The organism is Prevotella sp. ne3005, from assembly GCF_900110085.1.
GTDB lineage: Bacteria > Bacteroidota > Bacteroidia > Bacteroidales > Bacteroidaceae > Prevotella.
Genome location: NZ_FOCK01000004.1, coordinates 342,446 through 367,650, shown reverse-complemented (window position 1 = coordinate 367,650; position 25,205 = coordinate 342,446). Strand labels below are relative to the sequence as shown.

Annotated in this window: 20 protein-coding genes; 8 read left to right on the top strand and 12 right to left on the bottom strand. The window is 49.7% G+C overall.

The genetic code is table 11. The features are described 5' to 3' along the window. Window positions 1–13 precede the first annotated feature (13 nt). The 5 genes from BMY16_RS07945 to BMY16_RS07925 form a co-directional block, all read right to left on the bottom strand. Window positions 14–1,501 (bottom strand): TolB family protein, encoded by a 1,488-nt coding sequence (locus BMY16_RS07945; RefSeq protein ID WP_091841465.1) that lies wholly within the window; start codon window positions 1,499–1,501, stop codon window positions 14–16. Then, a complete protein-coding gene (locus BMY16_RS07940) occupies window positions 1,485–3,083 on the bottom strand; it encodes a DUF6057 family protein (RefSeq protein ID WP_091841463.1) in 1,599 nt (532 codons plus the stop codon). The genes BMY16_RS07945 and BMY16_RS07940 overlap by 17 nt, the downstream gene beginning before the upstream one ends. 130 nt (window positions 3,084–3,213) lie before the next feature. Next, window positions 3,214–4,677: a hypothetical protein gene (locus BMY16_RS07935; RefSeq protein ID WP_139207168.1), complete on the bottom strand. Its 1,464-nt coding sequence runs from the start codon at window positions 4,675–4,677 to the stop codon at window positions 3,214–3,216. Between the two features lie 45 nt (window positions 4,678–4,722). Further along, window positions 4,723–6,576, bottom strand: a complete 1,854-nt coding sequence (locus tag BMY16_RS07930; protein ID WP_091841459.1) for a RagB/SusD family nutrient uptake outer membrane protein — start codon at window positions 6,574–6,576, stop codon at window positions 4,723–4,725. Window positions 6,577–6,600: 24 nt separating this feature from the next. Beyond that, window positions 6,601–9,873, bottom strand: a complete 3,273-nt coding sequence (locus BMY16_RS07925; RefSeq protein ID WP_091841458.1) for a SusC/RagA family TonB-linked outer membrane protein — start codon at window positions 9,871–9,873, stop codon at window positions 6,601–6,603. Between the two features lie 401 nt (window positions 9,874–10,274). Here BMY16_RS07925 and BMY16_RS07920 point away from each other — a divergent pair, with 401 nt between their 5' ends. The 8 genes from BMY16_RS07920 to BMY16_RS07885 all read left to right on the top strand — a co-directional run bounded on the left by BMY16_RS07920 (window position 10,275) and on the right by BMY16_RS07885 (window position 17,411). After that, entirely contained in the window at window positions 10,275–11,570 is a 1,296-nt protein-coding gene (locus tag BMY16_RS07920) for an acetylxylan esterase (RefSeq protein WP_091841456.1), read from the top strand. After that, the gene (locus tag BMY16_RS07915; RefSeq protein WP_091841455.1) at window positions 11,558–12,898 is read left to right on the top strand and encodes an MFS transporter; all 1,341 of its coding nucleotides are present in this window, start codon (window positions 11,558–11,560) and stop codon (window positions 12,896–12,898) included. Before BMY16_RS07920 ends, BMY16_RS07915 begins: the two co-directional genes overlap by 13 nt. 87 nt (window positions 12,899–12,985) lie before the next feature. After that, window positions 12,986–14,149: a glycoside hydrolase family 130 protein gene (locus BMY16_RS07910; protein WP_091841453.1), complete on the top strand. Its 1,164-nt coding sequence runs from the start codon at window positions 12,986–12,988 to the stop codon at window positions 14,147–14,149. Between the two features lie 21 nt (window positions 14,150–14,170). Next, a complete protein-coding gene (locus BMY16_RS07905) occupies window positions 14,171–15,145 on the top strand; it encodes a type I phosphomannose isomerase catalytic subunit (protein WP_091841452.1) in 975 nt (324 codons plus the stop codon). A 30-nt stretch (window positions 15,146–15,175) separates the two neighbouring features. Then, the gene (gene msrA / locus BMY16_RS07900) at window positions 15,176–15,709 is read left to right on the top strand and encodes a peptide-methionine (S)-S-oxide reductase MsrA (protein ID WP_091841450.1); all 534 of its coding nucleotides are present in this window, start codon (window positions 15,176–15,178) and stop codon (window positions 15,707–15,709) included. 122 nt (window positions 15,710–15,831) lie between these two features. Continuing rightward, window positions 15,832–16,326, top strand: coding sequence for a flavodoxin FldA (fldA, locus tag BMY16_RS07895; RefSeq protein ID WP_091841448.1), 495 nt, complete (start codon window positions 15,832–15,834; stop codon window positions 16,324–16,326). 11 nt (window positions 16,327–16,337) lie between these two features. Continuing rightward, entirely contained in the window at window positions 16,338–16,721 is a 384-nt protein-coding gene (locus BMY16_RS07890; protein WP_091841447.1) for a DUF2023 family protein, read from the top strand. 186 nt (window positions 16,722–16,907) lie between these two features. Continuing rightward, window positions 16,908–17,411: a GNAT family acetyltransferase gene (locus tag BMY16_RS07885; protein ID WP_091841446.1), complete on the top strand. Its 504-nt coding sequence runs from the start codon at window positions 16,908–16,910 to the stop codon at window positions 17,409–17,411. On the opposite strand, the gene BMY16_RS07880 is transcribed toward BMY16_RS07885, so the two are convergent. The 7 genes from BMY16_RS07880 to BMY16_RS07850 all read right to left on the bottom strand — a co-directional run bounded on the left by BMY16_RS07880 (window position 17,394) and on the right by BMY16_RS07850 (window position 25,197). Beyond that, window positions 17,394–17,576, bottom strand: a complete 183-nt coding sequence (locus BMY16_RS07880) for a hypothetical protein (RefSeq protein ID WP_091841444.1) — start codon at window positions 17,574–17,576, stop codon at window positions 17,394–17,396. The genes BMY16_RS07885 and BMY16_RS07880 overlap by 18 nt on opposite strands. Before the next feature lie 53 nt (window positions 17,577–17,629). Beyond that, window positions 17,630–18,745 carry a penicillin-binding transpeptidase domain-containing protein gene (locus BMY16_RS07875; RefSeq protein WP_091841443.1) on the bottom strand — a complete coding sequence of 372 codons (1,116 nt, stop codon included), beginning with the start codon at window positions 18,743–18,745 and terminating at the stop codon, window positions 17,630–17,632. Between the two features lie 46 nt (window positions 18,746–18,791). Next, window positions 18,792–19,286: a hypothetical protein gene (locus BMY16_RS07870; protein ID WP_139207167.1), complete on the bottom strand. Its 495-nt coding sequence runs from the start codon at window positions 19,284–19,286 to the stop codon at window positions 18,792–18,794. A gap of 302 nt (window positions 19,287–19,588) precedes the next feature. Continuing rightward, window positions 19,589–20,026: a DUF6078 family protein gene (locus tag BMY16_RS07865; RefSeq protein WP_091841440.1), complete on the bottom strand. Its 438-nt coding sequence runs from the start codon at window positions 20,024–20,026 to the stop codon at window positions 19,589–19,591. Between the two features lie 139 nt (window positions 20,027–20,165). After that, a complete protein-coding gene (locus BMY16_RS07860; protein ID WP_091841438.1) occupies window positions 20,166–21,386 on the bottom strand; it encodes a VapE domain-containing protein in 1,221 nt (406 codons plus the stop codon). Window positions 21,387–22,121: 735 nt separating this feature from the next. After that, window positions 22,122–23,669 carry a glycoside hydrolase family 32 protein gene (locus tag BMY16_RS15480; protein ID WP_170836043.1) on the bottom strand — a complete coding sequence of 516 codons (1,548 nt, stop codon included), beginning with the start codon at window positions 23,667–23,669 and terminating at the stop codon, window positions 22,122–22,124. A gap of 31 nt (window positions 23,670–23,700) precedes the next feature. After that, on the bottom strand, window positions 23,701–25,197 hold the full coding sequence (locus tag BMY16_RS07850) for a DUF4960 domain-containing protein (protein ID WP_091841436.1): 1,497 nt from the start codon (window positions 25,195–25,197) through the stop codon (window positions 23,701–23,703). Between the last annotated feature and the right edge of the window lie 8 nt (window positions 25,198–25,205).

The following is a 25,205-nucleotide window of genomic DNA, read 5'->3' as shown; positions in this document are numbered from 1 at the left end:
TATAATTATATTGCTACCTGATTTTTACTTGTTCCCGTTTATTCTCAAACACTTTCCTATGTACTTCGCGGGCATCCAGCTGCACTTTCTCACGGGTAAAGTCGATGCAGTTGTAGGAGTCCATCTCCTCTTGATAGTATTTCTTCGGATTGCGCTGAGGCAGCAGGAATGGTTTTCCCGCCTTACCCTTTTCGTCAAGGAAAGCGATGTAAGGCATACTATAGACACCATTCTCGCGACGACTGGAGAAAACAAACCAGTGACTGTTGAGACTCCAGTTATGGAAGCTCTCAGTATCATCGCTGTTGGCTCCTGCCAGCGGATAGGTCTCTCCCGTCATCAGATTCATCAGCCAAAGATCGGCTTCTGGATGGTTGACGGGGAAATTACCGCAAGCGGTCACATTATACATTAGCCATTTGCCATCGTAAGAGGGACGAGGATAGGTGAAACTACGGTTCAACTCTCGAGCATTCAACAATGTGTCGACATGATTGCCGTAAGTACCCGTCTTGGCATCGAACGAAATCCTGCACAGGCTGTATTTCACCTGATCCCACTCAGCAGGCACTCTGTGAGGCTTGGCCGTACAATAGTACAGGGTCTTTCCGTCGGCAGAAAAGGCTGGGTATGTCTCCCAGTCATCAGTCTGCAACAACGGACAAAGCACTAATTCATTGGTACGGGTATCAAGCACCAGCACATTGCTAAAGGTGTCGTACACCTCTATGCGCTGTCCTGTTCCAACAAAGAAGCTCTGATGAATGGAGTTGGTGGAGAAAGCACAATAATCACCATCGGGATGCCAATAGGAATAGCTGGTATTGGCCACGGTACTATCAGTCTTTGTTGTCAGATAGATTTGCTTGCCATCCTTGTATAGTAAAGTTCCGCCATGTTCACCACGAATCTGCATATTAAAGGTGTTTGGATTAGCACGATTGGCCACATGGCAGTTCATACACTGACCCGGAACGACACTCTCGGCTAAAATGGCCGACTCATCAAAACTATGTATGTCACGCTGATAGATGCCTATATCGCCGCCCACCTCATAACCTGGCGCGATACGGCGGTAGGTAACGCCATACTCATCAAGGCGATACTTGCTAACATACATCTTAAAGTCCTGATATTGCAGCCACTGACCATTCTTCTTCACACATACTGTAAACAGCAGTTCGCCACCAGCGTTCTGCTCTGTCAGTTCATGCCAGTCGTCAACATCAAAATCAGCCCAATCACCGTTAGCATGCGAATCGCCGCCCTTACTGCCTTTTACCACCACATCCATGCAGTCGATTTCCTCATCGGTAAAATTAAAATCCAACGGGGCAATATCTGCCGGAATGGTCACACCTATATAATCAGGATAAATGGCTGGTTGCTCATTCACCATCGTAGGACTCGTGGGTCTTTCGCTACACGACGAGCCTGCAATGGCTATCAGACAGCAACAGACGGCCAGAAGTTTATATCTAATATTAATGAGCTCCATCATCGTCTTCGTTTTTGCTCTTTTGCTTCACCATCCTTTTCACATATTCGGCATAAGACGAACCAGGCGCATTGCCTTGCTTTTGTATACACATCATGGCATCCTGATAGCCGATAGGCATCTCTCGGTAACCACTATATTTCTCTGCCATGGGCATATACTGCTGGAATCCCTGCACCTGCCCTTCCAATAGCATCTGCCCCATAAAGTATTCAAGCGCCATGGTGTTCTTTGTATTATTCATAAACAGCAGGCCCAACATCTTATACAGCTCCAGATGACTATACAGGAAATCGTTCTTATAGCGCAACTGCCGCAATTTACCATACACAGGGTGTGCATTAATGGCAACCTCATCACCCAACAAAGTTTCGGCATTGACTGCCCATTCACGATAAAACAAACTTTTCTTCAGCAAGTTAAGATGTTTTCTGGCTGTTTTATAATGGCCGTTCACTATCATGCATTCGGCTATCCGCTTGGTGCAACGTCCACTCATACTGCCATCCAGAATCGACTCCTGCGTATCAAAAAAATAACGCAGGGACGAATTAACCATACCCAATCGCCAGAAAGCCTCGGCCGATGGCAGCATCGAGGTCAAGTCGCGAATACGGGGCATAATCAACGCATTTTCATCGCTCTGATAGAAGTCGAACATACGGTCTGCCAACAAGTGCTTCTGCGACAAAGCCAGATTGACGCAGACAGAGCTGAACGGCGTCTTAACCTGATATTCTTTCGCCCGATTCACGATCTCATCCCATCGTTCCTGACGAACTAGATAATCCTGACGAATCAGCTCGTACATTTCTTTATCATACCCTTTGCTGACGCCTAAACAAGCCAATGCGATGACGATGGCAACTTGCACGGGCAGCAACCACTTGACTGTATGGATTCGATGCTGCACCACTATAGTAAGTACTGTTAACAATGGGATTAGCCACATCAGCACGGGCATCATCATGGGCGTACGATAATACTGAGCAGGCATCAGGGTCATCTCTAAGGTCCACTGCGTAAGCAGGAAACGATAAGCCAGCAGCTGCATAGTCAACAGGCATAGGGGCATAAACCAACTCTTAAGTCCGTAGCGATACATACGCAACAGCACATAAACCCAGGCCAAGGGCCCCGTCAACCAATATACAACAGGTATGACAACCACTTCGCTCCATGCTTGCCTACCCCATTTTACAGGATTTATTCTATGAGCACCTACCACCATCAGGAGAGCCACCACATAGCCTAACTTTACGCTGGGGTCACCTAACAGCCAAAGCACAAGCGCAGCAGGTATCCACCCGGCAGTCCACCCCAAAGCCACTATGAGCAGTGAGAGCAACAAGGCACCCAACCACTCCACATAATAGAACTGAACGATAAACTCGCCTATCCAACTGGCAAAGCCACCTGGCACACTCACTCTGTTGAGAAAGTAATCAGACGTCCACAAAAACAGCTGATACTGCTCCTGGTACGACATGGCGTGAGGGTATGCAATATACCAAAACAAGAATACGCCGATGCTGATAAGCACTGACAAGGCTATAATTCCGTATTTAGTTATCGCTTTATTCATAAACGCTGCAAAGGTAGCACAAAAATCTGACTTAACAAAGTTTTTCTCTATTTTAATACCGCCCCGCAGACTGACGAGCAGTTGCGGGGCGATAACAAATCATTGAGCTAATTAAATCTCAAGAAGAAAATTACTTAGCCTTGAAGTTCCAATATGTTCCTTCAGACCAGCCACTGAATGCGCCGTTGTCTGGATAGGTAAGGATCATCTCAGAGCCAGAAATGTGGAAAATCTGGAAATCGGTTACATAACGACCGCCTGCATTAATCTCAAATGGGAACAGGATTGCACCCTCGGTGGTCTTGAATGTGCCCTTCTTCCAACCATCAGCTGTTGAGAGGTCAATCTCATAACTACCCGAACGGATCTCGCTACCGCTGGCATCATAGCACTTCACGGTACCATCCTCATTCAGAACCATTGTGGCATCGTTGTTCTCCTCACCAGTAGCAGAACCAGTTACAGAGTGACCTAACTGACCCGTAAGGTCTGCGGCATCGTCAACACCCCACCATACGAAGTCGTTAAGGAATTCACCACGCCAGCTACCATCAGCACCAAAGTTACCCCATACGTGACCAGAAGATGTAGTATTACCAACGTTCCAAGTCCACGTCTTGCTACCATAGTTGGTCATCATACCTGATACGTCGCTATCGCTCTTGAAGTTCCAGTATGTTCCTTCAGACCAACCACTGAAAGCACCATTGTCAGGATAAACCAGAATCATCTGATCGCTTGTCAGAGAATAAATCCAGTAATCTGTCACATAACGGCCGCCAGCATTAATCTCGAATGGGAACAGAGTTGCGCCCTCTGAAGTATGAAGGACACCATACTTGAATCCATCGTGATTGTCGCCAGTCCATCCCTTAATCTCATAAGTACCATTACGGATCTCACTGCCATTGGCATCATAACATTTCACAAGGCCATCCTCTGTGAACACCATGGTAGCATCGTTACTTTCTTCACCAATAGCCTGACCGGTTACAGAGTGACCTAACTGACCCGTAAGATCTGCAGCATCGTCAACGCCCCACCATACAAAGTCATTAAGAGCATCACCACGCCAACTACCATCGGCACCAAAGTTACCCCAAACATGACCAGAAGATGTATTATTACCCACATTCCACTTCCAGGTTTTCTTACCATAGGCATTCGAAGCAATCAGACGTACCTCAGGCTTCAGCTCGGCAGCCACCTGAACAGTGAACTCCTTGCTTGCGATGACCTCATCACCATTGGCATTGACAAAACGGAAATAAACCGTCTGGAGAGGATCTGAACCACGGGCGGGAACGAAGTTGAACACACCGCCTGCAGAACCGCTGGTGAGCTTGAACTCAGAGCCGTCGGCCTTCACATAATAGATATATACACTTGTTGCCTTGGGGACATTGTACTTAATCCAGTTACCGTCGGCCTGCGGCGTGCTGCAAGCCTGATCGGCATACTGAGAGAACTCAGCACCGTCGAGCAGTGTGCTACTGGTAAAGCTGTCGATCTTCATGCTGCCATCTTCCTTGATAGGATCACAAGCCGTCAGCATGCCCAGCGCTACTGCGAACAATAATATTGATTTTTTCATATTGTTTTACCTTTTTACTGTTTTACCTTTTTAGTTTTTCACCTTTTAATAAATAGGTGTACCAGACATGCTCCAGCCTGTTCCGTCGTACCAACCCTTGTTCTGGCTCAGTATCTCAGGATTATTGATGAGACCGATCTGCTGTGGAGGCTTTGGCAGGAAACCATCGGTATCGGCATAACGCTCTGCCCAGCTGCTGCCACCTACACCCCTTCCGTGACTCATCACCGTCCAAGTGCCGGTATAGTTCACACGTGTACCTTCCTGCTTCTGCAGAGCTTTAGCAGCCTCGCAACCAGTTCCTCCATCCTTACCAGAGTAGCGGCGCAGGTCGTTGAAGCGCAGACCTTCACCAGCCAACTCGAAGCGGCGCTCATTCTTGATGTTCTGCCAAGAATAGGTTGTTGCAGGCAGACCGGCACGTGCACGTACCTTATTCATCTGATCGGCAGTACCCGTCAACTCAGAGTGCATCAGCATCACGTCGGCCAGACGGAGCAGCACAATATCCGTGAAGTGGTCGCCCTGGAATGAGTTACCGTTGGTGTTAGGAGAGGTGGTATTCTTTGTACGATATACACCCCACCAGGTGTAAGCGGTGTTGTGGTCAGACCATGAAGACTCCTTGCAGGTGGTAGAGATCCATTTCTTATTGTAGTAGCCAGCATCCTCAGAGCAAGAAGTGGTGAATACAAACTTCTCACACTCAGCCTGTGCATCAAGGATGGTAGCTTTCTTTCGTGGGTCGCTGTCGCTCCACTCATCCCAGAGGTTGGCATTGATGGTACCCTGGCCCCAGCCCTGTCCGAAGGGGAAGGTCTCGAGATCACCATTAGCATGTCCTGCACCGTCGTCATCACAACGCAGACCGCAGTAAAGCTCTACCTGATTAACGAATCCCATTCCGATTTTACCGCTCCATGAACCAGAGTTCATATACTGCACCTGGAACATCTCCTCAGAGTTACCATTGCCAGCCCAGAATTTCTTTCCGTCGGCCAGATCCTTTACATAGGCATAGTCGGGAGCTGTCAGCTCATTGCTGTACTGCCAAAGCAGACGGAAGTCCTCAACGAGGCTGTAGCCACCGTTGTTGATGGCATCCTCGAGATAGCTCACCACCTGAGCCTTGCTCAGAGAAGAGCCGGCTGCCTCCTGCTCGAAGTCGAAAGTCACGTCGGCAAGAGATGCCGAAGCCAGTTCGCCTGCCTTCTTATAGAATCCCTCGTAGAACATATAGGCACGAGCCAGCATACCCTCGGCAGCACCCTTAGTGGCATGACCGTCGCCACGGGTGGTGGCTCCGTGAGTCATCAGGTTGGCTGCTGATACGAAGTCAGCCAAGATATGCGGGAAGATCACATCCTCGGCACTTACCTGCGGACATGGATCGGGAGCAGCAGAAGCCCAGTAAGCAGGGATATCGCCCCAGAACTGAACACCCCAAAGGTAGAACAGACCGCGCATGAAATAGGCCTCACCCAGCATCTGGTTGCGGGCAGACTCCTGGCCAGTCCAGTCGAAAGCATCGACAGCATAGATGATGGCACTAGCACGAGAGATACCTACGTAGGTATTCTTCCAGGCATCATCATAAAGAGACTCCTTATTAGTCATCAAGTGACCGACTGCATGTGCCTCTACGTCACCAGTACCACCGGCACCGTTGGCATCGTCAGACATAATATAGTTCACGAACCAAGGTGTCTGCAGCGGACTTGTGCTCATCTGGTTCATCACGCCATACAGGGCAGCCAGCTCCTTGTTCAGGTCATTGGGAGAAGCGGGATAGTTGCTCGTATTGGCTTCTGTATAATTGGAGGAATCAAGGAAGTCTTCGCAGGAGGTCAGGCCAAATGTGAAGAGAGCCGAGATTGCCATTAAATATATCTTTTTCATATTCTTATATACCTTATTATATTATTAGAACTTGATACTTGCACCTACGATGAAGGTACGTGCTTGCGGATAGAGACCTACGTCGATGCCGCGAGCCCAAGAGTCCTTACCGCCAGAAGATCCAATTTCAGGATCAACACCAGAGTAGCCTGTGAAGGTGTAGAGGTTCTGAGCCTGTACATAGAGGCGGAGCTGAGAGAACGGACCACTCTTCCACAGCTTAGAGAAGTTATAGCCTAAGGTGATGTTCTGAATGCGGAAGTAGTCAGCATCCTCCATATAGAGCGTTGATACCCACTGGTCGTTGGTTGTACCTACAGCGAGACGCGGACGAGAGTTGCTCGTACCCTCACCATGCCAGCGGTCGAATGCATTGATTGAGTAGTTGTTGAACGGATTAGCCAACAGAGCCGTACGGTAGCACTGCATCACCTGCATGCCAAAGGCACCCGAACCAGTCACGCCGAAGTCGAAGCCCTTCCACTCGAAGCCGAGGCTGGCACCGAGAGTTACGTCGGGATGAGGATTACCAATCTCATGACGGTCTTCTGAGAGCGAAATCATTCCGTCCTTATTATAGTCATCCCAGATCAGGTCACCAGGCTGTGCACCCTCGAGGACTGCCTTGCCGGCTGCAACTGCTGCGTCAATCTGAGCCTGATTCTGCCATACGCCGCTATAAGACATACCGTTGAAGTAACCGATAGGATGACCTACCTCTACGCGAGAGATCCATGAAGAGTTCTCGAAGAGGGCCTTATCCTGACCGTCGATATATCCAGAGTTGTTAGCCAGACGGGTTACCTCGTTCTTGTTGGTAGCAAAGTTGACGTTAGCATGGTAAGTGAAGTCACTGCCAATCTGGTCGCGCCAGCTGAGAGCCACCTCAAAACCCTTGTTCTCCACGTCACCTGCATTCACGTAGGCAGGCTCCTCATAGCCGAGCACCACGTTCATCGGGGCCTGTACCAGCCAGTCCTTCGTGGTCTTCTTATACCAGTCGAAGTTCAGTCCGAGGCGGCCGCCAAAGAAGCGTGCATCCAAACCGATATTCAACTGCTCAGAGGTCTCCCAAGTCACGTCGGGGTTGGGAACGTTCTTGGCGTAAGCACCAGTGGTGTAAACGTTGTCGGTCACCGTCTGAACCATATCGCTCGAGAACTTGTAGCCATAGTCGGGATATCCGCTGGGGGAGAAACCGATGTTAGAGAGATAGTAGAAGTTACCAATCTGACAGTTACCGTTCTGTCCCCAAGATGCACGGAGCTTCAGGAAGCTCAGCCAAGAAGAGGTAGACTCCATGAACTTCTCGTTAGAGATGTTCCAACCTGCAGATACAGAGGGGAAATAACCCCAGCGATGACCGCGTGCGAAGTTGTTTGAACCATCGGCACGGATGATGGCAGTCAGCATATATTTCTCGTCGTAGTTCCAGTTGGCACGACCGAAGAAAGAGGCAATCGAACCCTGCATCGGGGTGTCATAACCACCAGATGAAGAGTGGAAAGCGTAGTCGTAGTTGGCAATGGTGTTGTAGTTCCAGCCTTTCAGCACGAGTGAGTTCAGATTCTCCTCAGTGACGGTAGCACCGACGTTCAGACCAGAGCTCCAGTTGCTGCGCTCGATTGACTGGCCAATCAGCACGTCAATGTTATGCTTGCCGAAGGTAGGCAATACATACGACAGGGTGTTCTCAATCGTAAAGCTTGAACTCTGCCAATCGCTCTGGTTAACAGTATAGTTAGCACTTGCGCTGGTAAAGCTTGAGCTGTAGGGATAACCTACGTTACGAGAGTTGCCACCGCTGTAGCCCGTGTTGAACTGTCCACGATACTTCAGGTTCTTGATAGGCTCCACAATCCAGTAGAAGGTAGCACCTACACCGAAGTCACGGTTCTCGTTCAAAGAGTTGAATCCACCGTTGAGGAAGTGGTTCAGCGGGTTGCCGTAGATCATGGTGCTGTAGCCAGCGCCGTTGTCCTTATAGGAAGCCAGCTTGCCGTTGGCATCATAAGGCTCTACCAGCGGTGAGGCGATATAGGCAGCCTGCATGATGTTCCAGTAGCCGTTGCTCTCTGCCAAGTCGTGACTATTGTGATACCAGTAGCTCACATTCTCACCGATGGTCAGCAGGTCGTGCTCCTCACCCAACAGGTCCTTACCACGAAGTACCACGTGATCTGAGTTGATACGTCCACCGTAACGTTTGTATGAAGAGGCGTTGTCACCACCCATGATACCTTCGTTAGAGCTGTAGTTCAGCGAGATAGAGAACTTCGAGCGGTCGGTACCGCCATTCAGCGTCACAGCATGGCTGAACTGCAGAGCGTTCTTGTTTTCATAGGCCTTAAACCAGTCTGTGCCGTTCCAGCCTTGATTCACGCGGTCCAGAATGCTCTGTGGCACCAGCGTGTTCCACTGAGGCACGCTGCCATAGGTGTTGAAATATGTCTCGTTGATCACACTCATATAGTCCTTAGCGCCCAACATGGCAGGCACCTTATAAGCATTCGACCAACCCACGAAGCCGTCGTACTGCAGTGAGAGTTTACCCTCCTTACCCTGCTTAGTGGTCACAAGGATCACACCGTTGGCAGCACGGGCACCGTAGATGGCTGCTGATGCAGCGTCCTTCAGCACATCGATGCTCTCGATATCATTCGGGTTCAAACCGTTCAGACCGTCATCGGCCGTACCGGCATTGATACCATCGATAATCAGCAGCGGTGAAGAGTTACCGATGGTACCCACACCACGAATGTTTACCTTGAAGCCCTTACCTGGCTGAGAAGAGCTCTGCGTGATGTTCACACCAGGGGTTGAGGCCTGCATGGCAGTAAGGGCGTTGGTGGTGTTCAGCTTGGCGATGTCCTCACCCTTCACCTGAACAGTTGCACCGGTAACCAGCTTTTTCTTCTGGACACCATAACCTACGACAACCACTTCTTCAAGGACGGCGTTATCATCCTTCATCGTAACCTGGATGTTGTCCTGGTTTCCGACCTTAATTTCCTGAGTCTCATAACCGATGAACGAGATAACAATCGTTGCACCAGTTTTTACAGAGAGAGAGAAGTTACCGTCAAAGTCAGTAACTGTACCATTCGTGGTACCCTTTTCAACTACACTGGCTCCGATGACGGGACCTTGAGCATCGACTACCGTTCCGGTAATCTTCTTCGATGCCTGCTGAATCTCCTGAGGAGATCCTGCAGCATTGGCATTTGACGAGTAGCCAAGACCCAAGAGGGCGAGGGCACTCATCAACAGCGCTGTCTTCCTAAATGTTCGATTCATACTTGAGTGTTATACTTAAATTGGAATAATTTGTATTCATTTTTGTTGGCTTTCGGACCAACAATTCTCCCGAGCCACTTGCCTTACATATAAATAAGGTTCGCGCGACTCCCCATGATTCAAGAAGAATTGTTTTTATTCATACGTTTTAGTTTTTATTAATACACACGTTTTAGTTTCTTACAGTAAAAGTCTTCTCAGAACCTCCTGATTCGCCTGCAAAGTTAAAACAATTTAACGAAACGGCTCAACTTTATTTTATCAAATTCTGACACTTTCCTGCAATATTATTATTTTGGATTTGGACAACAATAAAAAAGTAGCAGATTTTGCTAAAAAAGTCCAAGACTATTCGTTCAAATGTATCTAACTTTGCAGCTGTTAAGCAAACAATAGTAAAAATGAAAAGACAAATTTTCCTTTTATTGGCCTTTCTGGTCATGTTGCCCATTGGGGCGCAAATCAGGGGCAACAGTATTGTTGTAACCGTGGAGCCCGATCATCAAGACTGGAATTATTGTGTAGGCGAGACGGCCAGTTTTACGGTGGAAGTACGCCGCTCAGGCACACTTATCAACGACGTCAGCATAGACTATGCGGCTGGCCCTGAGATGTATCAGGATGTTAAGAAAAGCCTGACGCTGAAGGAGGGCAAGATGAAGCTCTCAGGCAAGATGAGTCAGCCAGGCTTCTACCGCGTGGACGTGACGGCCCATGTCGGCGGGAAGGACTATCATGGGGCCTGTGCAGCCGCTTTCTCACCCGAGAAGTTGAAACCCTCGACTATCATGCCTTCCGACTTTGCCGACTTTTGGCAGCAGTCGATAGTAGAAGCCCGCAAGACGGATCTCGCCCCGACAAAGTGCCTGTTGCCCGAGCGCTGTACGAAGGATGTGAACGTCTATGAGATAAGTTTCCAGAACGAGCAGTTAGGCTCGCGTACTTATGGTATCTTGTGCGTACCCGTGAAAGAGGGCAGATATCCAGCGTTGCTGAGAGTGCCAGGGGCAGGTGTGCGCCCATATGCAGGTGATGTGTACACAGCATCACAGGGTGTGATTACACTCGAAATCGGTATTCACGGCGTACCTGTAACCATGAAGCAAGGTATTTACGACGACCTGAACAACGGTGCACTGAAAGGTTATTGGGAGTTTAATATGGACTCGCGCGAGAAGCACTACTATCATCATGTGATCATGGGCTGTATCCGTGCGATGGATTATATAGAGCAGTACACCCCGTGGGACGGAAGTAATGCAGGCGTGACGGGATCGAGTCAAGGAGGATTCCTGACGCTGGCCACAGCAGGACTCGACAAGCGCATCACTTGCTATGCCCCTGTACATGCAGCTCTTTGCGACCATACGAACTCGTTGCGCGGCGTTGCCTGCGGATGGCCCCACTTCTTCTACTGGAATAAGGGCAAAGGACAGGAGAAGCAGATCGAAGTGTCGCGCTATTATGACGGTGTGAATTTTGCACGTCTGATCACTGACAAGCAGCACGGCTGGTTTTCTTTTGGTTATTGCGACGACGTAGTACCCCCTACCACAGCTTGGGCTACCTATAACACTGTGACTGGACCTAAGGAAATCTCACCTTATCAAGCCACATGGCATTTCTGGTTCCAAGAGCAGTGGGATGAGTGGGAAAGCTGGCTTTTAAAGGAGTTAAGAAACCTATGGCAAAATTAAGCGAAAAGATTGGTTATGCTTTGGGTGATGCTGCCGCTGGTGGTATTACTTGGAAGGTGATGTCAATAGCCTTTCCATTGTTCTTCACCAATGTATTTGGTCTGACTGTTGCAGACACGGCTACCCTGATGCTGATAGCCCGTATGTTCGATGTGGTAACTGATCCTCTGATGGGCTCTCTGGCCGATCGTACCCTGTCGCGCTGGGGCACCTATCGTCCTTGGATGATCTTTGGTGCCGTCCCCCTTGGACTCATCTTCGCCCTGTTGCTTTACACCCCCGACCTCGGATTGACGGGTAAGCGCATCTGGGCTTACACGTTCTATCTGCTGATGATGGTGGTCTATACGGCGGTGAATGTCCCCTATGGCTCATTGCTGGGTGTGATGACTGATGATGACAACGAGAAGAATCAGTTCTCTTCCTTCCGTATGGTGGGAGCCTATGCCATGGGATTCGTCACGTTGCTGTCTTTCCCTTATCTGCAGAAGATGGTGGGTGGCAGCGACCAGCACCAGTATGCGGTGGTAGGTGCGATGCTTGGTCTTGTGGCAACGGTAGGTACCTTGGCTTGTGGCTTGTTGACGAAAGAGCGCAAGAAGCCAGCCCGTGCCGAGAAGTTCTCCTTGAAACCCTTCGGCGACCTGTTCCGTAACCGTCCTTGGGTGATCCTCACGCTGATAGGTATCTGCATGAACTTCTTCAACGGTTTCCGCTATGCGGTGGCTGGCTATATGTTCGAGTATTGTCTGCATGGCGACGTGACGGTGAGTGGACTCATCATCAACTATACGGTGTTTATGACTTTTGGTGAACTTACCTGTATGATCTTCGGTGGTGTGTCGCCTGCCTTTACCAAGTGGGTAGGTTCCAAGCGCATGGCATTCATCTGGGCAGCTGTCATCTGCGTGGTTACTTCAGTGATTTTCTTCTTTATTCCGATGGATGCCGCCAGCATCTGGCTGATGGTAGCTGTTGTGATCCTCACCTCTATCGGTATCGGACTCTACTCGCCACTGTTATGGTCGATGTATGCCGATGTAGCCGACTATGCCACTGAGAAGAACGGCACCTCATCCACAGGTCTTATCTTCTCCAGCGGTACGATGTCGCAGAAGTTCGGTACTGCCATCTCCGGCTCTTTGGTGGCACTGTTGCTGGGTATCGCCGGCTTCGTGTCAGGTACCGATGCCACAGGTCAGACCGTCATCACCATCACCGATGCAGCGTCTGTCAACAATATGATCTGGGCACTGTTCTCCCTCTTCCCCGCTATTATTGCGTTGATCATGATTGGCCTTATCTATATTTATCCAATTAAGAAATGATGGAGATTGAAACATTGAAGCAGGAGGTGCGCGAGGTTTTTATCTAATGTCAAAAAGGGAATAAAAACAATAAAAAATAAAAGCATTATGAACTATCAGGAAAAAGTACAGGCATTACGCCAGCGTCATGAGGCACTGCTTCAGCGCAAGAATCAAGTGATGGAGGGTGGTAACGGTATTTATGAGAAATACGAGTACCCCATTTTGACGGCAGAGCATACGCCTCTGGAGTGGAAATACGACTTCAACGAGCAGGACAACCCCTTCCTGATGCAGCGTATCATGATGAACGCTGTACTCAATGCAGGTGCTATCAAACTTGATGGACGTTATCTGCTGATATGTCGTGTGGAGGGCGCTGACCGCAAGTCGTTCTTCGCCGTGGCAGAGTCGCCTAACGGTATCGACCAGTGGCGTTTCTGGGATGAGCCCGTCACCATGCCTGATACGGAGGATCCTGCCACCAATATCTACGATATGCGTGTCACCCAGCATGAGGACGGATGGATCTACGGCGTATTCTGTGCTGAGCGCCACGACGACTCACAACCTGGCAACCTCTCGGCCGCCACGGCTACAGCCGCCATCGCCCGCACCAAGGATTTGAAGACCTGGTACCGTCTGCCTGATCTGAAGACGAAGAGTCAGCAGCGCAACGTGGTGCTTCATCCGGAGTTCGTGGATGGTAAGTATGCCCTCTATACCCGTCCGCAGGATGGCTTCATCGACACCGGCAGCGGCGGTGGCATCGGCTGGGCACTGGTGGATGACATGACACATGCCGAGGTGAAGGAAGAGAAGATTATCTATGAGCGCAAGTACCACACCATCACCGAGGTGAAGAATGGTGAGGGCCCCCATCCCCTGAAGACGCCAAAGGGCTGGCTCCATCTGGCTCATGGTGTACGTGGTACGGCTGATGGTCTGCGCTATGTACTATATATGTATATGACCTCACTCGAGGATCCCACGAAGGTGATTGCCAAGCCTGGCGGTTTCTTCCTGGTACCCGAAGGCGACGAGTATATCGGTGATGTGATGAACGTGGCCTTTGCCAACGGATGGATCAAGGATGAGGATGGAAAGGTATTCATCTATTATGCTTCAGCCGATACCCGTCTGCATGTCGCCACCTCAAGTGTGGACCGCCTGGTGGACTACTGCATGAACACCCCTGAGGACGGACTCACCACCAGTGCCAGTGTGGAGACCATCAAGAAGCTGATAGCAAAGAACAGAAATCAAAAATAACGCCTCAACAACAGAATTCCTATGAAACCCTATAAATTTGAGCCTTATCTGAAGACCACCATCTGGGGCGGCTATCAGATTGCCCCCTTCAAAGGCATCTTCAATGCACAACCCAATGTCGGTGAGAGTTGGGAAATCAGTGGTGTACCAGGCCATGAGAGCGTAGCCATCAACCGAGGCCTTATCAATGACGTCGATGAGGGTCTCACGCTGGTAGAACTGATCGATAAGTACAAGGAGCTGCTGGTAGGCAAGAAGATCTACAAGAAGTTCGGTAATCAGTTCCCCCTGCTGGTGAAGCTGATCGACTCCCGTCAGGACCTGTCCGTGCAGGTGCATCCCGACGATAAGTTGGCGATGGAGCGTCATGGCTGTGCGGGAAAGACGGAGATGTGGTATATCATCAAGAGCGATGTGGGCTCAAAGATCTACGCAGGTCTTAAGAAGAGCATCACGCCAGAGGAATACGAACAGCTGGCAACGGCTGAACCCCAAAACGGACGTTCGCCCATGCAGGACGTAATCGCTACCCACGAGGCTCATGAGGGCGACCTCTACTTCCTACCTGCAGGTCGTCTGCATGCCATCGGTGCAGGCAACTTCCTGGCCGAGATCCAGCAGACCAGCGATATCACCTATCGTGTCTATGACTTCGGACGTAAGGATGTGCATGGCAACCCCCGTGAACTACACATTGAGCAGGCCAAGGAAGCCATCGACTATCAGGTGTGGCCAGCCTATCGCACCTCTTACGACAGCACCAAGCCCACGTCACAGCTCATCAACTGTCCATATTTCGTGGTACATCGCGTAGTGGTACAGGTTGCCCAGCAGATTGACTTCCACTGCGACTCATTTGTCATCGTGGTATGTCTTTGGGGAAAAGCCAATATCAATGGCATAGAGATTCATCAGGGTGAAACCATCCTCGTGCCAGCCTGTGAGAATATCCTCTATATCTTTGGCAACGCCACCTTCCTCACTGCCACGATGTAATTTCATAAAGTATCATCATGTTGAAGTAATATGGAGAAAAAAGAGATTTACCTTGCAGGAGGATGCTTCTGGGGAACAGAGCATTTCTTCAAACAGATAGAGGGTGTGGTGGAAACGGAAGTGGGATTTGCCAATGGTCATACTACCAACCCAACGTATAAAGAGGTCTATACCGATACAACGGGATATGCCGAGACGGTACATGTGAAGTATTACCCAGATGTGGTGAGCCTTGAATTCCTTTTGCAGATGTTCTTCAAGGCCATCGATCCGACAAGTCTTAACAAGCAGGGGCACGATGAGGGAACCCGTTATCGTACGGGTATCTATTATACCGATTCAGAGGATTTGCCCATTATCGAAAAGGTATTTGCCGAGGAACAGAAGAAGTATCAGCAGCCGCTGGCCGTTGAAAAACTGCCGTTGGAGAACTTCTATACAGCCGAAGAATATCATCAGGACTATCTCGACAAGAATCCTACAGGCTACTGCCATCTTCCCCAGTCACTATTTGAGTTTGCAAGGCAAGCCAAAGAAAAGAAAGGAATACCTACTTCTTATTAATCGCGTTTCATTAGAATTCCTATATCCCCCGACGGTAAAACACTCAGTTTTGAGTATTGTACCGTCGGGATTTTCGTCGTACCTTTGCACCCGGAAATTTTAGCCATTTAGAATAGTTAGAAATGAATGCAACAATTGTAGTTTATGGTTCCTCAACAGGAACGTGCGAGGCTATCGCAGAGAAAATAGCCCAGAAGTTAGGTTGTGAGGCCATCAACGTACAGGACCTCACAGCCGATGTAGTGAACAACAACCAAAACCTGATCCTCGGCACCTCGACTTGGGGTGCTGGTGAGTTGCAGGACGACTGGTACGACGGATTGAAGGTGTTGCAGGGTGCCAACCTCTCAGGCAAGACCATCGCCCTCTTCGGCTGTGGCGACAGTGAGTCGTATAGCGACACCTTTGTCGGTGGCATCGGTGAATTGTATAATGGTATTAAAGCCAGTGGTGCGCACTTTGTGGGAGCTGTAGAAACTGACGGTTATACCTTCGACGACTCTGAAGCAGTCGTTGATGGAAAATTCGTGGGTCTACCTCTCGACGATGTGAACGAGGACGATAAGACAGATACGCGCATCGATGCGTGGATTGCAGAGATTTCACCTAATTTATAATATATAGGGCTATGAGACAAACCGAGATTACACCAATTGAGATGAAAGTATTGATGAACCATATTTACGAACTCCAAAAGGGAGTGCGCCAGATGGTACTCTTTACCTGTCCGAAGCGATATGAAGCCTATGCCACCAAACGACTCTACAGTCAGAACATGGACTTCGTATTACAACCGGCTGGCAAGAACAATCTGAATTTCTATATTGGTCGTAAGGAATGCCTCAATGCCATTCGCCTCATTGTCACCCGTCCGCTCAACGAGCTGACGCCTGAGGAGGACTTTATTCTTGGTACGATGCTGGGCTATGACCTTTGTGCACAATGTGAGCGCTATTGTGAAAGAAAGACTGCGTGTAAAGGTCGCTGCGATAAATGCCAGCACGCACAATAACACATGATGAGTCATAAAGTATTTGTTTAGTTTAGTTAAATGGGGGGCTTGCCGTGATGGTAAGTCCCTTTCTTTTTATAATGAACACTTCATAAACAATCCTAAATGTCGATGATATTATTGCGATGATTCCCTGTTTTTCATTATCTTTGTCGTTAGTTTTATGTGAAAATAGATAATACGTTTATGAATTGGACTATCAGAGAGGCAAAGCCGACAGACATCACCGAGATAATGCAAGTGATGGACGCAGCAAAGAAGATCATGCGGCAATCCGGCAACATGCACCAATGGGGAGATGGCTATCCTTCAGAGGCAGTCATTTTCAGTGATATGGAGAAACATGGTGGCTTTGTCATTGAGGATGGAAGCCGTATCGTCGGCTATTTCGCATTCTTGCCATCTCCTGAACCAACCTACTCTAAGATATACGATGGTGAGTGGATGGATGACAACCTACCCTATCATGTTATCCATCGGATTGCCAGCTATCCTGAGGCCCATGGCATTTTCAGCACCATCATGGACTTCTGCTTTTCACATGATGCAAACATCCGTATTGACACCCATAAGGACAATCGGATCATGCAACACAATATCAAGAAGCACGGCTTTACCTATTGCGGTATTATCTACCTTGCCTCTGGTGACGAGCGTCTGGCTTACCAGAAACTAAACTTTCGTACTTAGTTCAAACTTGGCATGCATCACATGATGTAATACTAAGATGGCTACAATCTCAATGATGTAAGCTATCAAGTAGCTATACCACAAGAGCCCGGGTGCAAACTTCGACACCAGCCAAAGCACAGGGATAACCGTCAGCGACAAGGCGAAGGAGATAAACAGAGCCATGCGATGATGGGCATAGAGCTTTCATAATTGATCTTCTAATTTAGTATTCATATTTATAATTGTTTTTTCTCAAGACGCTTGGCCTTTTGCTCAGAGGCCGGGGATAGCTTGCCTTTCAGGTAGGCCTCGATGACGAGCCCTGCCATGGGGGCAGCCAAATCAGCGCCAAAGCCACCATGCTCCACATAGACGGCAATGGCTATCTTGGGATTGTTCATCGGGGCAAAGGCGATAAAGGCCGAATGGTCCTTACCCGGATTCTCTATCGTGCCCGTCTTGCCACAAATGGGATAAGTGGTCTTGATGCTGGTGGCCGTTCCATTCTCCACAGCGAGACGCATGCCTTCCACCACTGGCGCATAGGCCTCCTTGGCAACCTTGGTCTGGCGCTTGGTCAGATAGCGCTGGTTGGTCGTGTTCTTATGGATATGGGGCACGTAGTACCAGCCACGATTAGCAATCGTAACAGCGAGGTTGCAGAGCTGCAGGGGCGTACAGGTGACATCACCCTGTCCCATGCCTGCCCACCAGACGGTTTTACCGTCCCAGCCATCCTTATAACGGCGATTCAGGTAGTCGGCACCTGCCAACAGGCCTCCCTGTTCGCCAGCGATGTCGATATGCATCGGACCACCCAGCCCCATCGACTGCATATAGCTTCGCCAGGTGTTGATGGCCTCATCCTTCGACTCGTACATGAAGTCATCGTTGATCATCGAACCGAAGTTCACGATAAACCATGTGTTACAGCTTTGCGCCAGGGCATCTTTCAGGTTCAGGGGCGAGCGGTGCTTGTGACAGCCCACCTTGATATTGCCGTCGGTGATGCCACTGTTACAGGCCATCTTCGTATCAGGCGTAACAAATCCCTCCGACAAGAGCGTCAGAGCCTGAGCCGTCTTGAAGGTAGAGCCAGGCGCCTGAGGCTTGCCAATGGCCTGACGCACGTCCGGCCCCTGTGGCGTGTTCGTAGCCAGACAGATTATCTCGCCGTTTTCGGGGTTGATGGCCACGATACTGCCCGTCTTTCCTTTCAGCAGACGTTCACCCAACTGCTGAAGTATGAGTCGGATGGTCAAAGGTCCATCCGTAGGCAGTCCCTGTGCCTGGGCTGTCAGGCTCACGAGCGACAAGAATAAGAGAATATAGTATTCATAAATTCGATTCATGGTACAAAGGTAATGTAATTAAAGCGAAATGCAAAAAAAATCGGGATTATTTTGCATTTTTCTTCAGATGGCTGTTCAGCTCGGCCAGCAAGTCGTCGTAGCCTATCGTAAGGTAATCAGTCAATATACCGTCAAGATAGCCCCTGCGAAGTATATTCTTGTTCCGCATAGCATCTTTATATACAGGATAAACAAACTTGCGAAACTTCGTAAGATAGCCATCTTTAAACTCTGCTATCTCATCCCATCTGACGACCGTATAGCCACGATATGGTGAGAATATGTGTAGCTCGCTATCGGTGATAACCAAGGCTGGCTTCTTAAACAGGCACAGATTGTAATACCTTACACTAAAGAAATACAGGACGTACAGGCTCAACGGCAGAATGATAAACACAGCAACTGCCACCAACGAGTACCACAACCAGTCTGGTGCAGAAATTGTAGTATTAAAAAAGGATGGACTGATGGCAATGGCAGCAATCACACAGCCCAGCACTATAGGTAACAAATAGGTAACCGCATCCCATATTGCTTTCAAAGCATGTCTTTTCTCGTAGATCTCCATATAGATGGTCTTGCTTATTCTATTAGTTTACGATTCATTAGCCTGCAAAGGTAGTACATTCTCATGAATCCGCCAAACGATTCGCAAAAAAACTGGCTGTCATTTCTAGATACAAAGAAACGTCATCCAGACCTGCAGGGATGCATGCCTCGTCCCGCGGTTTCTCCGTGCGCCTGGTTCGCCCGGTCGAGTAGAATCTACCTATATCTCATAAAAACGACTCACGAAACTAAGCTGCTTCGTGAGTCTTTTTTGTGGGAATGCACCTCAACAGATCATGTGAAGTCGTAGTCCCATTCGTAGCGGTCGAAGGACAGGCCCTCGGTACTGCAGAACTTTGACATGATGTTCATGATATCTTCCTGCTGACTGGGCGAGAGCTTGTTCTCACCATGATGATAACGATAGTAAGGGCCGCAGCCACCACTGAAGTAACTCATCACACACTCGCGAGCCTCAGTCTTCAGGTGACGAGGCAGGTTCCTATAGAGCTTGTTGAAGCCCCAGGCCTTCCTGACCAGCTTGTATTCCCGGAATCGCTGGCACTGGCCGTCCTTCCACGCTGCAGGATAGACCGCAGGACCGCTAAGACGGTCGCTGGGCATCAACAGCCCTGCCTGATAGTGCAGGCATTTCTCACGCAACTGACAATCGTTGTTGAAACAAATCTCATATCCCCAAGGGATCATCTTCAATTCTAAAATCTTTTCCATTGTTTTAATTTATGTATTTGCTAAAAAATCTCTCATCCCTCCCTAAATCTTCCGGAAGCCCTTTGTATAAAGGGGTTTGAGCACGGGAGGGATGTTTTCAATCCCTCCCATATCTCTCCCGTCATCCCTCCCGTCTGGTTCATGCGGCTGTGACTTTCATGAGTGGTACCACTTCATAATAGGCCACATGGGAGTGCTCCTTGTGCTTGAACCCCAGAGCCGAAATGGCCTTGCCGAGCTTGACCTTATTGCCTATCGTATTCTGCAACGTAGGATAATCCTTCTGCATGATGCTGATCAGCTGGTCGCAGTTCATCGTCTTGGCCGCCTCACCCTCACGAGGCTGGCGGAAACAGGCGGTAAACATCTCTCCGAGGTCCTTCTTTTCCATGAAATCCTGGTTCAGCTGCTGGATGCGGGCCACCTCGTCATTGTGAAACCAGTAGTGGGCACCCTGATTATGGATCTCATACACCACCTGAGCATAGAGCTGCCCATAGTCTATCTCACCCGTATTATCGATCATCTGACCATCAGGAATCAAGATGCAGATGTATCGGCGACTGCCCGTAACATCCTTCAGCGGATGACGATTGTTGGTGGTAGCCACAAACGAGGCAAATCGGGGACGATCCTCCTGGGCACGCCCGAATATCGGGCGAGCATTCACCTTGCTGACAGACAGCGTCTGCTTCAGCGATGCCTGCTGGGAAGGGCGGATGGCCTCCAACTCGTCGAGGTTGACCAGGAGATTGTTCGTCAGAGCCATCTCCTTATCAAACTTGTTCGACAGATTCAGATGGTCGAGGTAATATTCACGCAGATGCTGAGGCAACAGACGACGCACGAAGGTGGTCTTTCCGCAACCCTGACCTCCGATGAGCGTTGGCACACACTCATTACCATGAAGCATGTCCATCTGCGACCAGTGGGCCACAGTAGATCGCAGCCAGATGGTGAGATAGTTCAGCTGCTCGGAGGTGATGCCTGGGATACGACTAAAAACCTTGGCTACATGGTTCTGTCCGTCCCATACAGGCAGATTTTCCAGAAAATCCTGTACAGGATTATACTCTGGCACTTCCTCCGATTCCACATACTCCTCAATCTCCGACTTAGGGTTCCCCTTTTCCAGCACCTGTTCGCGCTTGGCACGAATCACGATGCTTTTAAGGGCCGCCTGCGTCAGAGGACGATAATCACACTCCGCATCGCCACTGGGCTTTGCCGAGAACTCTACCTTTCCGTTGAGGATGTTTCGTCGGAAACGGTAGTTGCTCATGAGGAACAGCTCGATCACAAGCGTTCCCACCTGGGAGACTCCAAAAGTCTCTACAGGCAAAAGATTACTCTTCTCCATTCCTTATAATAATTTCAAATGTAAATCCTACTTTAAGCCGATGCTTCGGCAGTAGTATCGTCGCGTTTTCCACAACGTGTTTTTGTAGGTGCAAAGATACAAAATTTTTTGCCGTTTTGCAAATAAATTCTTAATAATCTGTGGCAAATGCCTAAATAATCACGAATTTTAACATTCGATACATAAATGTGAGATGGCTCAAGTCAGACACAGGAGATGACGACGGGAGGGATATGGGAGAGATGACGGGAGGGATCAAGGGAGGGATGAAAATCAAAGAATCCTTTATTTTAGGGGCTTCCGGGCCATTGACGGGAGGGATTGAGGGTTTTTGATAAAAAACGAATATTTCCAGACAAGCCAACGTCACCTTACGACTTTCTCTGCGTCCGCTTACGACTTTCTCAGCGTCCGCTACGGCGATGCTGACACTTTCCTTACGACTTTCCAACAGTTCCCACGGTGGGAACACTTTATTCCCACCGTGGGAACAAATGCTTTAGAACCTGTTTTAATCCTCTTGTCCTTATCTCATCTCTCGTTTGTAGCCTCCAGCCCTTCCTTAAATGTTTGCTCATTAACAACCTTGTCGGACATGGGCATCTCTCCAATCTGTTGGAACATAAAGAACGAGGCCTGCATCCCTGCAGGCCTCGCTCTAACACAAACTCTAATTAACAATATTAGAAAATTAACAAAAACCAATCTTATGTATAAATCGAACTATAAATGTATTTACCAAATGCGAGTCAGCGACCGCACCTGGGCCTCGTAGGTGGCACCACTGACGGTCAGCGCATCGTAGATGGAGTTGGGGAACACAAGGTTCGTCATTGCCATTGCTCCATCCTGAGTGAAGATTTCTACTGACGACTGATCGACAAACAGGTCTATCGCCACCTTGTCGCCATCAACATTCAGCGGTGCCCGCATGGATGGTACGGAGAAGGTTCCGAAGGACTTTCCTGTAGCAGCCGTACGCTTGACAGCAAGTACACGTGACGAGGCTGTGATCTCTATGACAAACTTCTCGTCATTGCCGTTGCTCAGCGTGATGGTAGAGTTCTTGTCCATGCTGATATTGAGGCGCAGCTGATAAGCCGACTTCGCAGCATCGAGAGGCAGGGCTTCGGTGCTGACAGTCTGCCACTGGCCTGCAATCTTGTCGATCTCGCTCACTACAGCGTTGCAGAGCAGGGGTTTGCCTGCATGCTCCGTAAGCCTCAGCTCACGAGGCAGGGTCATGGCCGAACGCCAGGGAGAGCAAGGCACGGCACCTGCATAACTCCAGTTGTTCATCCAGCCAATCATCATCTTTCTGTCGCCAGTATTGCTCCAGCTGACACCAGCATAGTTGTCCATACCATAGTCGAGCCAGAGCGGATAGTCGAGGGCATCGGCCTTGAACTCCTTACCGTCGAACTGACCCACAAAGTACATGGTGCCAGAACCGAGCACTGGACCGCCGGGGTTCACACTGACAATGAGAACCCACTTATTGCCAAACTGAAGCAGATCAGGGCATTCCCACTGTACGTTATCCATTCCCGAGAGGCCAGACAACTGGGTGAAGAACTTACTCTGATGCGTCCACGATTTCAGGTCGGGCGAGGTGTAGAAGTCTATTCCCTTGGCCATGCCTTTAGCCAGTGCCATCACCCATTGCTTGGTGTCGGCATGCCAGAATACCTTGGGGTCACGCAGATTGTCGTCGTTGTTCCTGATAACAGGGTTGCCAGAGAAACGTGTAAAGTTAACGCCTCCATCAGTGCTGTAGGCTATGCTCTGCTGTTGCTTGCCATCCCCCGCCGAGGTATAAAGAGCTACCATGGCATTGGCTCCGAAGCCAGCGGTATTGTCCTTGTCGATGACACACGAACCGCTAAAGATATCACCCAGATCGTCGCGCATCAGGGCTACAGCCTGCTCTTTCCAGTGAACAAGATCGGTACTGGTGGCATGGCCCCACGACATATTTCCCCAGTCGTTGCCCAGCGGGTTGTACTGATAGAAGAGGTGATACGTTCCATCAAAGAAAACCATTCCATTGGGATCGTTCATCCAGTTCTTGGCTGGCGTAAAATGGATCTGTGGACGGTACTGCTCGTTGTAACCGGATACCGGTGTAGGCGTCGGCGTTGGAGTCGGCGTCGGGGTCGGGGTGGGTGTAGGCGTGGGGGTTGGAGTCGGCGTAGGATCCGACTTGGGGTCATCCCCCGAACAGCCAATGATGGTAACCGCCATCACAGCGGTCACCACCATCGAGGATATTCGTTTTAGCATTCGCATAGTCTTTATTTCCGGTATTGCCTGATTACCTTGTCTTCAGATATTCCAGAGAGTTCTTAGCCAGCGTGAGCACATTGTCCTGATAGACATTGTTCTTCGGGTGTGCGCTCTTGTCAGGTGTACCGTCGGGGTTCTTCATTGAGAACTCGCAACCACCGTTACCGATGCAGAGGAGTGTACCCTTGAACTCTGTGTTACCCTGCTGAGCCTCCCAGACATTCATCTGGCTTACCCACCATATCTGGCTATCCCATGTGCCGAGAGGATAGACACCGTAGGTCTGTGTGCACTGTGCATAGCAAGCCTCCTCGGTGTTGCCAATACCTGTCCAGAGACTTGGCAGGTTGAAGTACAGACAGTTGTGATCCTCAGTCCAACCCGGGCCCTTGAAGGCGATGAGCTTGGTGTCCTGTGTCGTCTCAACCTCGAGTCCTCTGTAGATAGGATGTGTTGAATGATCCTTCTTGAACTTATGGTCGGGATTCAGCTCGACAGCCATCTTCCAGGTGTCGGGATTGAAGCCGCCTACACCGAAGCCGAATGCGTGGTCGTTGCCCTTCATCTCGTCGAGACTGATACGGCCCAGATGTCCGGCATATACGGTAGCGTGGCTCCACAGCAGCATGCTTCCACCATCCTTATACCACTCCTTAATCACTGGTGTGGCAGCCTGTACGCTGGCAGGCATGTTCCAAACGTCGCTCTCGCTCACGCCCTCAAGGTCGCGCAGCCAGAAGAGAACGCGGAACGGCTCAACAACCTCGCTAGAAGTGATGCTGGTGAACGGTACGAACTTAGCAGTAGGATAAGTCTCGTGGAGCCAGAGCCATGCAGAGGCCTCATCATCATCACCGTTGGCTACCAACTCCTCGGGAGTAGCATATACGCTGAGGAATCCGATGGCAGTCTTACCGATGCGGAGGGATGATGACGTAGAGAGTGACGTACCCTTCTCATTCTGGGCTACCAGGACGACAGACCATGTCTCGCCAGTCACAACATCTTTAATCACATAGCTTGTGGCTGTACCTGAAAGGCTCTCGGTGATGGTGCGCTTGCCGTTGGTGGCAGTCAGCAGGATGCTTGAGGCATCGGCAGCCTTGTTCCACTCTATCAGGGCATCATAGCCACCATCCTTGTCGACCTGACTCATCTGTACACCGCTGATGCTGGTAGCACCTTCGCGGGTGTAGGACTTGATGACACCTGCCGACATGTTGGCACCATCGGTCAGTTTGAACACATACTCGAAAGGCACATTTGTAGGCACATCCTTATGTGTAAAGGAGTTGCCGCTGACGGTCTCAATCCCCGAGAGGGTTCCGTTGCGATAGATCGCTACTCGCATCTCACCGTTCTGGGCAGGCCACGTCCAGGTGTAGTTGTCGCCAGAAAGCTGACCTGTGATCTGTGATGCATCGGGTGCCTGAAGCTTCATGGCCTCGCGCTCGATGTCCTTGTTCTGACAAGCAGTCAGAACCAAGGCAAACATCGCCATTATAATAAATAATATCTTTTTCATAACGCTTA

Coding starts and splice junctions, on each gene's coding strand:
- BMY16_RS15480 (WP_170836043.1), bottom strand. CDS start 23,669: ATGCTAAAACGAATATCCTCGATGGTGGTGACCGCTGTGATGGCGGTT.
- BMY16_RS07925 (WP_091841458.1), bottom strand. CDS start 9,873: ATGAATCGAACATTTAGGAAGACAGCGCTGTTGATGAGTGCCCTCGCC.
- BMY16_RS07905 (WP_091841452.1), top strand. CDS start 14,171: ATGAAACCCTATAAATTTGAGCCTTATCTGAAGACCACCATCTGGGGC.
- BMY16_RS07940 (WP_091841463.1), bottom strand. CDS start 3,083: ATGAATAAAGCGATAACTAAATACGGAATTATAGCCTTGTCAGTGCTT.
- BMY16_RS07945 (WP_091841465.1), bottom strand. CDS start 1,501: ATGATGGAGCTCATTAATATTAGATATAAACTTCTGGCCGTCTGTTGC.
- BMY16_RS07880 (WP_091841444.1), bottom strand. CDS start 17,576: ATGGCTCTGTTTATCTCCTTCGCCTTGTCGCTGACGGTTATCCCTGTG.
- BMY16_RS07890 (WP_091841447.1), top strand. CDS start 16,338: ATGAGACAAACCGAGATTACACCAATTGAGATGAAAGTATTGATGAAC.
- BMY16_RS07915 (WP_091841455.1), top strand. CDS start 11,558: ATGGCAAAATTAAGCGAAAAGATTGGTTATGCTTTGGGTGATGCTGCC.
- BMY16_RS07910 (WP_091841453.1), top strand. CDS start 12,986: ATGAACTATCAGGAAAAAGTACAGGCATTACGCCAGCGTCATGAGGCA.
- BMY16_RS07865 (WP_091841440.1), bottom strand. CDS start 20,026: ATGGAAAAGATTTTAGAATTGAAGATGATCCCTTGGGGATATGAGATT.
- BMY16_RS07920 (WP_091841456.1), top strand. CDS start 10,275: ATGAAAAGACAAATTTTCCTTTTATTGGCCTTTCTGGTCATGTTGCCC.
- fldA (WP_091841448.1), top strand. CDS start 15,832: ATGAATGCAACAATTGTAGTTTATGGTTCCTCAACAGGAACGTGCGAG.
- BMY16_RS07885 (WP_091841446.1), top strand. CDS start 16,908: ATGAATTGGACTATCAGAGAGGCAAAGCCGACAGACATCACCGAGATA.
- BMY16_RS07935 (WP_139207168.1), bottom strand. CDS start 4,677: ATGAAAAAATCAATATTATTGTTCGCAGTAGCGCTGGGCATGCTGACG.
- BMY16_RS07850 (WP_091841436.1), bottom strand. CDS start 25,197: ATGAAAAAGATATTATTTATTATAATGGCGATGTTTGCCTTGGTTCTG.
- BMY16_RS07860 (WP_091841438.1), bottom strand. CDS start 21,386: ATGGAGAAGAGTAATCTTTTGCCTGTAGAGACTTTTGGAGTCTCCCAG.
- msrA (WP_091841450.1), top strand. CDS start 15,176: ATGGAGAAAAAAGAGATTTACCTTGCAGGAGGATGCTTCTGGGGAACA.
- BMY16_RS07930 (WP_091841459.1), bottom strand. CDS start 6,576: ATGAAAAAGATATATTTAATGGCAATCTCGGCTCTCTTCACATTTGGC.
- BMY16_RS07875 (WP_091841443.1), bottom strand. CDS start 18,745: ATGAATCGAATTTATGAATACTATATTCTCTTATTCTTGTCGCTCGTG.